The organism is Flavobacterium sp. TAB 87 (assembly GCF_001529295.1).
In the GTDB taxonomy this organism is placed as follows: Bacteria; Bacteroidota; Bacteroidia; order Flavobacteriales; family Flavobacteriaceae; genus Flavobacterium.
This window is the reverse complement of record NZ_LLWK01000037.1, coordinates 286,370-298,515: the sequence shown is the minus strand read 5'-3', so window position 1 is coordinate 298,515 and position 12,146 is coordinate 286,370. Positions and strand designations below refer to the sequence as shown.

10 protein-coding genes are annotated in these 12,146 nt (G+C 35.0%); 6 read left to right on the top strand and 4 right to left on the bottom strand.

The features are described 5' to 3' along the window. Positions 1-161 precede the first annotated feature (161 nt). The 5 genes from nirK to AP058_RS10530 all read left to right on the top strand — a co-directional run bounded on the left by nirK (position 162) and on the right by AP058_RS10530 (position 6,124). Positions 162-1,616: a copper-containing nitrite reductase gene (gene nirK / locus AP058_RS10550; protein WP_066310269.1), complete on the top strand. Its 1,455-nt coding sequence runs from the start codon at positions 162-164 to the stop codon at positions 1,614-1,616. 90 nt (positions 1,617-1,706) lie between these two features. Then, entirely contained in the window at positions 1,707-2,399 is a 693-nt protein-coding gene (locus tag AP058_RS10545) for a formylglycine-generating enzyme family protein (protein ID WP_231739639.1), read from the top strand. A gap of 24 nt (positions 2,400-2,423) precedes the next feature. Then, positions 2,424-3,050: an SCO family protein gene (locus AP058_RS10540; RefSeq protein ID WP_066310267.1), complete on the top strand. Its 627-nt coding sequence runs from the start codon at positions 2,424-2,426 to the stop codon at positions 3,048-3,050. A gap of 250 nt (positions 3,051-3,300) precedes the next feature. After that, entirely contained in the window at positions 3,301-4,323 is a 1,023-nt protein-coding gene (locus tag AP058_RS10535; protein ID WP_066310265.1) for a 2-hydroxyacid dehydrogenase, read from the top strand. 196 nt (positions 4,324-4,519) lie between these two features. Beyond that, positions 4,520-6,124 (top strand): hypothetical protein, encoded by a 1,605-nt coding sequence (locus AP058_RS10530; RefSeq protein WP_066310263.1) that lies wholly within the window; start codon positions 4,520-4,522, stop codon positions 6,122-6,124. Between the two features lie 82 nt (positions 6,125-6,206). Here the strand turns inward: AP058_RS10530 and AP058_RS10525 are convergent, their stop codons facing one another. From AP058_RS10525 to AP058_RS10510, 4 genes are all read right to left on the bottom strand, one after another. Further along, positions 6,207-6,671 carry a hemerythrin domain-containing protein gene (locus AP058_RS10525; RefSeq protein WP_066310260.1) on the bottom strand — a complete coding sequence of 155 codons (465 nt, stop codon included), beginning with the start codon at positions 6,669-6,671 and terminating at the stop codon, positions 6,207-6,209. Between the two features lie 172 nt (positions 6,672-6,843). Then, on the bottom strand, positions 6,844-8,544 hold the full coding sequence (lysS, locus tag AP058_RS10520; RefSeq protein ID WP_066310257.1) for a lysine--tRNA ligase: 1,701 nt from the start codon (positions 8,542-8,544) through the stop codon (positions 6,844-6,846). Positions 8,545-8,878: 334 nt separating this feature from the next. Then, positions 8,879-9,889 carry a hypothetical protein gene (locus AP058_RS10515; protein WP_231739636.1) on the bottom strand — a complete coding sequence of 337 codons (1,011 nt, stop codon included), beginning with the start codon at positions 9,887-9,889 and terminating at the stop codon, positions 8,879-8,881. Positions 9,890-9,903: 14 nt separating this feature from the next. Continuing rightward, positions 9,904-11,136, bottom strand: a complete 1,233-nt coding sequence (locus tag AP058_RS10510; protein WP_066310251.1) for a hypothetical protein — start codon at positions 11,134-11,136, stop codon at positions 9,904-9,906. A 216-nt stretch (positions 11,137-11,352) separates the two neighbouring features. Between AP058_RS10510 and AP058_RS10505 the strand changes: the two genes are divergently transcribed. Further along, entirely contained in the window at positions 11,353-12,087 is a 735-nt protein-coding gene (locus AP058_RS10505) for a hypothetical protein (RefSeq protein ID WP_066310247.1), read from the top strand. Positions 12,088-12,146: the final 59 nt, after the last annotated feature.

Here is a 12,146-nt window from a genome sequence, read left to right as displayed (position 1 = left end):
CTTTAAATTTTTATATCTTAGTTTTTAATCGATCAAAACATATGAATCCTTTGATAAAATATACAATCAAAACTAGTAATAAATGATTTTTATCATGTCTGCGTTGCTGTTCAAATGTTAATTTTATCCCATAATTAAAGGGTTAATTTAATTTATTTACTATGAAAACATTTTATTTAAAAAGAATGAGCAAAATAATGCTCTTCATGCTAGTTGCTTCACTTGGTCTTTTTTCTTGTAAAAAAGAGGAAGATAAAGATGCTAAATATTACGAAAACATGAACGTAGATGGCAAAGAAGAAGCAGAGCTTACTTCGCCACCATTTGTTCCAAAACCAATTGGTGATCGTGCAGCAAAACGCTTAGTTGTTAATATGGAAATATTGGAACAAGAAGGCGAAATGGCAGACGGTGTGAAGTACATGTACTGGACATTTGGAGGTACAGTACCAGGTAGTTTTATTAGAACGCGTGTTGGAGATGAGGTTGAATTTCACCTTAAAAACCACCCAGACAATAAAATGCCACACAACATTGACTTACATGCGGTTACAGGTCCAGGAGGTGGAGCAACATCATCTCTAGTAGCGCCAGGTCATGAAAAAGTATTTAACTTTAAAACATTACAACCAGGTCTTTATGTGTATCACTGTGCTACAGCACCAGTAGGAATGCACATTGCCAACGGTATGTACGGATTGATTTTGGTAGAGCCAGAAGGTGGATTACCAAAAGTAGATAGAGAGTACTACATCATGCAAGGAGATTTTTATACTAAAGGTGCTAATGGTGCTCAAGGTATGCAACCATTTGACATGGATAAAGCCATTAATGAAACACCAGATTATGTTGTGTTTAACGGTAGTGTTGGTGCACTTTTAAATGATAAAAAATTAATAGCTAAAAGAGGAGAAACAGTTCGTTTGTACGTAGGTAACGGTGGACCAAACTTAGTGTCTTCTTTCCACGCAATTGGTGAAATTTTTGATAAGGTTCACGTAGAAGGTGGAAGCTTAATTAATAAAAATGTTCAAACTACATTGATCCCAGCAGGTGGAGCAGCAATGATTGAATTTAAAGTGGAAGTTCCTGGAGAAGTAATCTTGGTTGACCACTCTATTTTTAGAGCCTTTAACAAAGGAGCTTTGGCAATGTTACACGTTGATGGAGATGCAAACGGAAAAGTATATTCTGGAACAATTCAAGAAGGGATTTACTTGCCAGAAGGAGGAACATCACAACACATGCCTAAGCGTAAAGATGTAGTGGAAGTTGTTAAAGCTAAAAGCGTTGAAGAGCGTGTGGCTGCAGGTAAAATTATTTATGGAACAACATGTTTTGCTTGTCACCAATCTGAAGGACAAGGAGTGGCAAATGCATTCCCTCCATTGGCAAAATCTGATTTCTTAAATGCAGATTACAAACGTTCAATCGATGCAGTATTGCATGGTTTAAGTGGAGAAATTACCGTAAACGGCAAAAAATACAATAACGTGATGACTAGTCAAAATTTAAATGACGACCAAGTAGCGAGCGTTTTAACATATGTTTACAGCAGTTGGGGTAATAACAAAACTGTGATTACACCAGAAATGGTTAAAGCTATTAGAAAATAGTAAAACTATAATTCAACTACTATGTTTAAAAGGAGCGTGTTATTAATTTTAATGATTGTATCTGCAGGGTTAATAGCACAAAATTCAAAAATGGCAATCATCAAAAAGGGGAGCTTTGTTCCCCTTTATGGTGCTGCTGATAAAAGACCAGTTGTAATTGATTCGTTTCAGTTGGATATTTATCCGGTGACGAATGCACAATATTTAACTTTTTTAAAAAAATATCCCGACTATAGTCGATCTAAAATCAAAGGTATTTTTGCTAATAAAAGTTATTTAACGCAGTGGAAAAGCGATTTTGATTACGGTATAAATTTAAATAATGCACCCGTAACTAATATCTCGTGGTTTGCTGCAAAAAAATATTGTGAATGTCAAGGTAAACGTTTACCAAGCATGGACGAATGGGAATATGCAGCAATGTCGGATAGCGTAAGTAGAGATGCTAGAAAAAAAGAGAACTATACCAAGTACATCATGTCTTGGTATGAAAAACCAAATACAAGTGTAAATCCTGTCGGTCAAACTTTTAAAAATTACTGGGGAGTTTACGATATGCACGGATTGGTTTGGGAGTGGACGGCTGATTTTAATAGTATATTTTTGTCGGGTGAATCTCGAAAAGACAAGTCGTCAGATCAGAATTTGTTTTGCGGCAGTGCATCTGTAAATGCAACGGATTTAATGAATTATGCTGCTTTTATGCGATATGCTTTTAGAGGAAGTCTTAAGGCCAATTTTACTACTAAAAATTTAGGTTTTCGCTGTGCAAAAGACCTTTAGGATATAATTCAAAAATAAAATATCATGAAAATACCATTGATCAAAAATAAAATTTTCTACTCGTTTTTTTTAGTTCTTATTTCGCTACTTATTTCATGTAATGGCAAGGGAGATAAAAAAACGACTGAAGACGAAGCTGAAAAGCCGATTTCTGATATGTCTATTTATAATCTTCCGTCTCAATGGACGAATCAAGACGGTAAAGATATTGAATTGAAATCGCTTCGCGGCAATGTAGTGGTTATGGTTATGATATACACTTCGTGCCAGGCTGCTTGTCCAAGATTAGTTGCTGATATGAGAAATATCGAAAGTCAACTTGACAAAAAGAGTAAGGAGCACGTTAAATTTGTTTTGTTGAGTATCGATCCCAAAGTAGATACACCAGAGCGTTTGAAAGCTTTTTCTATCGAAAATAAAATGACGTCAGAACAATGGATGTTCTTGCGCTCTACCGAAGAGAATACTAGAGAATTTGCGGCTGTTTTAGCGGTTAATTACAAAAAGATAACGCCAATAGATTTCTCGCATTCGAACATTATCAGTGTATTTAATGCCGAAGGAGAATTAATGTACCAACAAGAAGGTATCAATGTAAATGATGCGGCTACGGTAGCCAAAATTAAAGAAGAGGCAAAAAAGCTTCATTAACCTTATTGCGAAACAGCTGTTGTTTTTTTGCTGTTTTTAGGAACTAATTATATAAAGCTCATCAGTAAATCATTTTATAATGCCCTTTTTAAATTAGAATACAGAAGAGATTAGAACTCGTTTTGGAAAATTAAAAACCAATATTAGCTGTCAAAAGCAAGTATTGGTTTTTTTAGTTATAATAGGATTTGCAAGTGATACTAGATAGGAATAGTCTAACTTTAACTACACTTAAACAGTAACTAAAATCATGACTAAGATCAATTTACTTTCACATAAAATTTCTTTCTTTTCGACCCAGCCGTACGATCAGACATTTTTCGAAAAATACAATGCCGATTTTGGCTTTGAACTTGAGTTCTTCGACATTCAATTGAACGAGCAAACCGTTACTTTGGTTGACAATAAAGCTATTGTTTGTGTTTTTGTGAATGATGTGGTTAATGCCGCTGTTATTAAAAAGCTAGCAGAAAAAGAAGTCAAAATTATCGCTTTGCGTTGTGCAGGTTTTAATAATGTGGACTTGGAAGCAGCCAAAAAGCACGGAATTCAAGTTTGCAGAGTGCCCGCTTATTCGCCTGAGGCGGTTGCAGAACATGCTATGACAATGATTTTAACCTTAAACCGTAAAACACATAAAGCATACAATCGCGTGCGCGAACAAAATTTTTCTTTACATGGATTATTGGGTTTTGATTTGCACGGAAAGACAATCGGAATTATAGGAACTGGTAATATTGGTAAAGCATTTTCTAAAATTGCAAAAGGATTTGGCAGCACAGTTGTAGCCTATGATGTTGTTAAAGATTCGGGAATGGAAGCGGATGGAGTTCAGTATGTTGCTTTAGACACGTTAATTAAAAAAAGCGATATCATTTCACTTCATTGTCCTTTAAATGACGAAACACGCCACCTTATCAATAAAAAGACATTGGCCCAAATGAAAACTAATGTCATGATAATTAATACAAGTCGTGGTGCTTTAATTAACACTTCAGACGTAATTAAGGGTCTAAAAAGCGGCAAAGTTGGCTACTTAGGAATTGACGTTTACGAACAAGAAGAAAAATTATTTTTTAGAGATTTATCCGACGATATAATTCAGGACGACAAAATTCAGCGTTTAATGAGTTTCCCAAATGTGTTGGTAACCGCACATCAAGCTTTTTTTACCAATGAAGCTTTGACTCAAATAGCGTTAATTACGTTGAGTAACGTAAAAGAATTAGCACTTAATGGTCAAACAAAAGATCAATTGACACAGTTGGTCTAGCATAAGTGATTTATAAAGAACTACATAAGAATTTTTTTTATGCATTAAAACTTTATTTAGTGTTAAATCTATTTAATTAATTACTTTTTATGCCGGAACATTGCTAAAAAAAGTTCAAATGTGTTAAACATTGATAATGATGTATTTAGAATGCTTTTATAAAGTAATTTTGCGCTCTCTAAACCAAATTATAAACATGAAAAAAAATCTTTTTACTGTATTTTTAGTGCTTGCAGTGCTTTTGCAAGCGTGTCAATCAGACCATGTAAACGATTCTGCTACAAATGCAGTAGCAAAAGTAGTTTTAAACTCAGATAGTAATTTGTTGGCGAATAGAATGGATTTTGAGAAATCGGGAGTGATAACGCTAACGACGTCAAAACTAACTTCAAAATCTTCTTCGGGAGCTGATAATTTTCCAATGTCTTTATTAGCAGAAGTTAAACCGCCAGTTTATGAAGGAAAAACACTTACAGCAACGCATGTTGATGTAAAAGATAATTATGTGTATGTTGCATACAGTACCCAAGGCGAAACTTATTTAGGTGGAATTGATGTGATCGATGTTTCACAGCCCAACAGTCCAAAATTAGTTGTTCAGGCACTATTGCCAAATACAGATATCAACACGGTTGTGTATAACAATGGAGTTCTTTATTTAACAGGAGCTACAAGTTTAGATGCCAATCCGGAGCTGCCTACACCAGCTTTTGTAGCAAAAATGACTTTGCAAAACGGCTTATTGAGTAATAACTATACCATGGTCTCAGTAGCAGGAAAGGTAAGTACAGGTGTAGCAGTAGCCAATTCAAGTTATTATTCAATTTCTGGTTTTACGGGTGCTGTAACCAAAATCAATAAAACAACCAATACCATTCAAACTGCTATAGCGGTCGAAGATTTAAGAGCTTTGGGTTTGATGGACAATAAAGTTGTGGTAATGAGCGGAACTCAGGGAATTAAAATATACAATGGAGATTCAATGGCATTGATTTCGTCGATAACAACAGCGACAGATGTTCCTGATGCAAAAAGAACAATCGATTTTCAAGGCTCTAATTTAGTGGTGTCTAACGGTTACAACGGAGTGCAGGTGTATAATGTAGCGGGAAGTTTGTTGCAAACGTTAAGTTTGCCAACCGGAATCGCAAACGTTGATCAAATAGACATAGTAACGAATGCTGTTTCGGTAAATGGAGAATACGTGTATGCTGCTAACGGTGCTGCGGGAGTTGCGGTTTACAAAAACACCAACAATACGTTAGTTTCTATTGGAAGTATTTTCTTAGGAGATTCTTCTAATTATGTAAAAAGTGTTGGTGATTATATTTTTGTTGCTACAGGCAAAGGTGGATTGAAGATTATTAAAAAATTAAATGCAGTTCTTGATTGCGCTAGCTTTCCAACCTATAAGGGTGGAAATTGGCTGAATGTAAATTCTGGTGAGAGCTTAAATTATCAAGGCGCAACTTCATTGCAAGGAGTTAACGTTAATCAAAATTTAGCATTCTGTGGTTCACTTTCCATTAGTCAAGGTGTAAACATCAATAGTAATGGTGTGTTTACAATGAAAGGATCTATGGCACAAGGACAGTACCGCAGTGAGAGCACTAATTTTAATGTTAACGGAACTTTAAAAATAGATGGTAGCGTGGTAATCTACGGAAATCTTATCTTGAATAGCAACGCCAAATTAGAATTTGCTTCGGGATCTACAATTACAATCTATGGAAAAGTTACTAAAAACAACGGTGTAACTATTACAGGGAATTTTACAGATACAGAAAATAAATTAAAATAAAACCCCTCAATTTTATTTTAAGAACGGAAAAAGGGAACTTCTATTTGAGGTTCCCTTTTTTTATTCCCGATTTTTGCAGCACTTACAGCCAGAATTCGTCTTTATCGTATTCTTTAAAATCATCTTGTGCATGCGCAGCTTCTATTTTTTCAAGTTGTTGCGGGGTTGCAATTTTTTGCACTTCAGCGAACAATTCTCTTTCTTCAAAACGAATATGCGCCTTTAAAAGAGACTCAATTTTTTCTAGATTTTCTTTCACATCCAATTGAGCGTGAAACAAAGTAGTTAAACTTTCGTGATCTAATAATGCTCTTTTTACTAATTCATTTCCCGGCTCTAAAACTGTAAATACATCTTGCTCTTCTAGTTTAAAATGCTCGGCTAAAGAATTTTCAAAAAACCAATCGGTATATAATTTAATTCGTTCTACTGCTATATTTTTTGAGAATCCTGTTCTTATTTTCCAACACAATTGTAAAGCATAATGATGGTCGTGACTAAGAGGTTGCAATTCAGTGGCTCTTTTTAATGGTTTTTTATCTTCCATAGTAGGACTTATTTTTTTATAAAAATACAAATTGTTTATTGGAAATTCCTACGTTTCTAGGTTTATACCATATCGTTTCGAATTTGTTATAAATTTATGTTACGACGCATCAAAAAAGCGAGAAATCCAACTGAAGAATTTCTCGCTTTTCAATATTATAGTTTCAGATGATTTACTCTGCCAATTCTACCATTTTAGAATCTCCAGCAACCACTACTTTCGTCAAACCATGTTTGGCTAAGTTTTTCATGGAAACATCCCATTTTTTACCGCTTAAACCCGCTTTCTCTTTCAAAAGAGGCAATTCAACTTGGTTGTTATTTGCTTTCAATATATCGATGATTACTTTTTCTTCATCGGTCAATTCAATTTGTTGTTTTTTCTCGGGGCGCATTTGCGGGAACAACAAAACCTCTTGAATCGAAGCATTATTAGTCAAAAACATCATCAAACGATCCATTCCAATACCCAAACCAGACGTTGGTGGCATTCCGTATTCCAAGGCTCTCAAAAAGTCTTCGTCTATAATTCCGTTGGCTTCATCATCACCTTTAGCAGCCAAACGCATTTGATCTTCAAAACGCGCTCTTTGGTCAATTGGATCATTCAATTCAGAATAAGCATTGGCTACTTCCTTACCACAAACCATCAATTCAAAACGCTCCGTCAATTCTGGATTTTCACGGTGCTCTTTACACAAAGGCGACATTTCTTTAGGATAATCCGTGATAAAAGTCGGTTGAATATAATTTCCTTCGCATTTAGCGCCAAAAATCTCATCAATCAATTTTCCTTTCCCCATCGTGTTATCCACGTCAATTCCCATTCCTTTTGCTGCTTCAAAAAGTTCCGCTTCATTTTTACCTGAAATATCAAAGCCAGTAAAATGTTTAATCGAATCTGTCATCGTTACACGGGCATACGGCGCTTTAAAACTAATTTGGTGTTCACCAAAAGTAGCTTCGCTGGTTCCGTTTACGCCAATAGCGCAATGCTCTAACAAAGATTCCGTAAATTCCATCATCCAGTTGTAGTCTTTGTAGGCTACATATATTTCCATCGCAGTAAATTCTGGGTTGTGTGTTCGGTCCATTCCTTCGTTACGGAAGTTCTTCGAAAACTCATACACTCCATCAAATCCACCAACAATTAATCTTTTCAAATACAATTCATTTGCAATTCGCATGTACAACGGAATGTCCAATGAATTGTGGTGTGTAATAAACGGACGAGCCGCCGCACCACCAGGAATCGCTTGCAAAATAGGCGTTTCTACTTCTAAATATCCAGCATCGTTAAAGTAGCCACGCATGGCATTAAACAATTTAGTACGCTTAATAAAAGTATCTTTTACGTTTTGGTTCACCGTCAAATCCACATAGCGCATTCTGTAACGCAATTCAGCATCATTAAACGCATCGTGCACTTTTCCATCTTCATCCACTTTAGGCAACGGCAACGGACGCAACGTTTTGCTCAAAAAAGTAAATTTATCAGCACGAATGCATTGCGCACCAACTTTCGTCGTAAACAATTCACCTTCAATACCAATAAAATCGCCCAAATCGGTCAGTTTCTTAAAGACTTGGTTGTACAATGTCTTATCGTCACCTTCACACAAAACATCGCGGTTCAAGTACAACTGAATGCGACCTTCGCTATCTTGCAACTCAGCAAAACAAGCTTTTCCTTGATCTCTAACACTCATCAAACGGCCAGCAACAATCACCTTTTTACCCTCTTCAAAAGATTCCTTTATCTGTTTCGAAGTATGATTTACAGGAAAAAGATTCGCAGGATAAGGATTGATTCCTAAGTTACGTAAGGCTTGAAGTTTTTCTCTTCGGATAATTTCTTGTTCTGATAAGGCCATTGTCTACTGATTTTTAAGTCTACAAAGATACTTTTTAAGTAGCAAAGTAGCAACGTTTCAAACTTTCAAAGCCAAAGTTTTTTAAGGAGCTAAAATTAACTGCTTTTTAGCACGATTGGTCCCGCTGTTCACTATATCTTTTTTGCCGAAAAAGCAAAAAAGGATGCCGCTTCCATCGGGGCTAAAGCCGAAGGTTTTCTATTTTTAATTAGCTTTCTTTTTTTCTTAGAGTAATTATAAGTCAAAAAAAAAGAGCAATCTGTTAGTACAGTATTGCTCTTTTTTATAATGCTATTTTAGATTCTATTTTCGAAAATAAAATTTTAAAATGTGCTTATTTTTGTTCGATTATCGATGCTTTTTTAAGCTTAATCACCTTTATTTTCTGATTTGAATTATCCGATATAAAAAGACGATCATCCAGTTGCGCAACACTATAAATAGTGCCGAATTTCTCTTTACCCAAGATATCCGAGCTGCTCACTATCGAATTGTAATTTTTATTAAGAAAATCTTCTTTCGAGTACAAACGCACGTAATTTACATTTCCAATATTTTCGGAAGTCATTGCCCAATCTGTACTGAAATTTAGCGACGTTGGTCTATTGTCGCCCAATGCGGCTTTTGTCGGACTCATTGGAGTGCTTAAAGAAGCAGCTCCATTGGCGCGAATATCCGCTATTTTATAATAAAGAAAACTTTTAGCGTCTCTTCCGGCAATTACCAAGTTACCATTAGAAACGTCCATAGAGTAAATTTCGTCAAAACCACTTACGGTATTTAATTTGGCAATCGGAGCTAAGTTCCAATTACTTGTTTCTGTAATTTGCGAAACTTCAAAAACCTTCACAGTAGTTTCTTTCTCTTTGACAAATACAAGTCCGTCGCGAACTACTACACCAAAAACGTGTACAAAAGTAGTCCACCATTGTCCATTACCTAATGTACTTATTCCGCCAGTTGTTTTTTCGTCCAAAATAAAAACTCGCGAATCCACACTTCCTAAATAAATACGACCTTCTTCTATAGAAATCGATGAAAGCTTTGTGAAATCAATTGTCGTTGTTCCTTTTATGTACTTACGAATTGTTTTTTCAAATGCTAAGGTTTGTGCATTAAATATATCCAATTGGTCTCCATTGCATACATATAGTTTATCATTAGCGATTGCAATTCCTTTGGGATCTAATTTACCCGTACCGTCTCCTATTTGACTCGCAGTAATTGTTGCATCTAGCATAGGATAGTAATAACCGTAATCGACACCGCTAGCGCTGTCTTCAGAATCTTTGCTACAGCTTGTAAATGCACAAAGCACTGCGATAAAAAAAGCAATTTTATTCATTTTAGATATATTTTTTAGTTCCATTTTCCCTGTCCTTTGTATTTTAGTAAAAATGGATTTTTTGCATCAATTTTAAACGTCGGTTTTTTATACGGACCACTCAAATAACTTGTTTTTGTCCAAGTTTGTAAGATGTCAGGGTTCGTAAATGGCAAATCATTTAAATGAATTAAATATTTATAAAAATCAGTCAGCATTTCTTGCTGTCCGCCGCCTTCGCCGCTGTTTGCTAGATTACTAGTGTGACTATAACCAATGTGATGTGAATATTCATGAGACCAAATAGACATATCGCCACGCCAATGACCGGCAACATAACCAGATTCCCATTGTGAGGCTAACGGGCCCCCGCCTAATGCAGCTTCTCCACCAACCATTGCCATGTTTAACGTTCTTCCGTCAAGGTAATTCCAATAAATTTGTTCTATTTGCGTTTGAGATAAATAGTCATAAGTTCCGTTGGAATCGTCTGCGTTACCATGCCAATTGGTAGCGCCGTTAACAGCTCTTCCTGCCACGGTAGCTTGATCTTGTTTGTATTTGTCAAAATTCACAAAAGCTTCGTAGTATAATGGATGACTAAGAGCATAGGAATAATTTAGAATCATCGTTATTGCTTCTTTTGCTAAAACAGGATTCATTGGTAAAAATTTACCTAATTCTCCTTTATGGTATTGATCGCTAAACTGTACTAGGTGCGATGACTTAATTTTTTTCAACTTGGTATACAAGGAATCAGTTGACTCAATAGAAAATTCGATCGAACCAGTTGAAAACCCCTCAATTTTATCAATAGTAACTGTCTTTCCGTTTTCTAATAAATAGTCATTTTTACCAGCTGTCAAGGGAAGTTGGTGAAAAGAACGATGGAATGCCGGAACTTTACTAAAATGGTACAAGACAAAGCGTTTGTCATAATTTGGAAGTTTAGCATATACCTTTACATCCGTAAGTCCGACAGGAGAATACAGAGATAATTGTACTGAATCTTTACCTTTTTGAAGCACCTGCAAAGGTTGATTGACTCTAAACCATCTGTCACTATTATTGTACATTTTTGCAGAGCTTTCCCCATCTTCAAACATGGTCATTGCATGGTTTCCCGCGGGTAAATTACTAGCGTCTATGATAGCCAAGTAGTTGGCATTGTAATTTGTTTCGTTACTGTTATCGTCGCAGCTGCTGAATAACAAAATGTTGGCAAGTAGTAGGTTTAAAACTAGCCATTTGTTTCTTTTTAAGTTCATTTAAATAAGTTAGAGCATTTAGATTTTGGGTTATTTTTAATTTATGCAAAGATTAACAGTACTTTTATTAAAAAAAAATTGTTTTTTTAGTTTATTGTTTTCGAACACAAGTAAGTGCAATCGTTATAGTTGATTTGCTTGTACTTGAAAATCGTGAAATTAAAAAACAATAGGAATTATATTACATTTACATTTATAATACTATAATTATCAAACATGAAAACATTGTTTTTAGGTCTTACTATGCTGTTTTTTAGTTCTTGTCAAGTTACAGAAACGCTCGTTATTAATTCAGATGGAAGCGGTGAGATCACAATAGAAGAACTTCGCGTAGAGAATAGTTATATGAAACTAGCAGGAGAAAATTATTCAAGAGAAGATGTTTTTGTTGATACTACAACGGTATTTAAAGAGTACATTTTTAAATACATTGAAAATTATTTAAAATACTTGCCAGAGGAACGGAATTTATTCGACCGTTATAATGACGTGTTACTGTCTACTAAAAAAAGCTCTTTTGATAAAGAATTTATAGACCAAACATCACTAGCTTTTAAGGAGGTAAGTGCCATTCCCGATTTATATAAAGCTAAAAATTATGCCGATGATATAAAATTCAATTATGCTTTAACGGCCGAGAAACACTATTATAAAGTACAGTATGAATTTGATGGTACAACTTTTAAGCGGAAAGTTATTATTACAAACGAAAATTTGCTGCAAGAACAACAGGAGCAAATAGATTTGATAATCAAAAAAATAGCAGGCCAAAATCTTATAGAAGAATATGTTTTGCGGTATCAGTTTCCACGAAAAATAAAATCGGTATCCAATTCAAAAGCAGTTATTAGCAGTGATAAAAAATCAATTCATCTTACTTTTTTATTGACAGAGTGTTTGAGAAATCCCGAAAGCACTGCTGTCGAAGTGATTTTAGAGAATAAAATTTAATTATTTAATGTAGAGCCAATTTATAGACAAGCTCTAATTGTCTTTGTATCTTTGCAAAA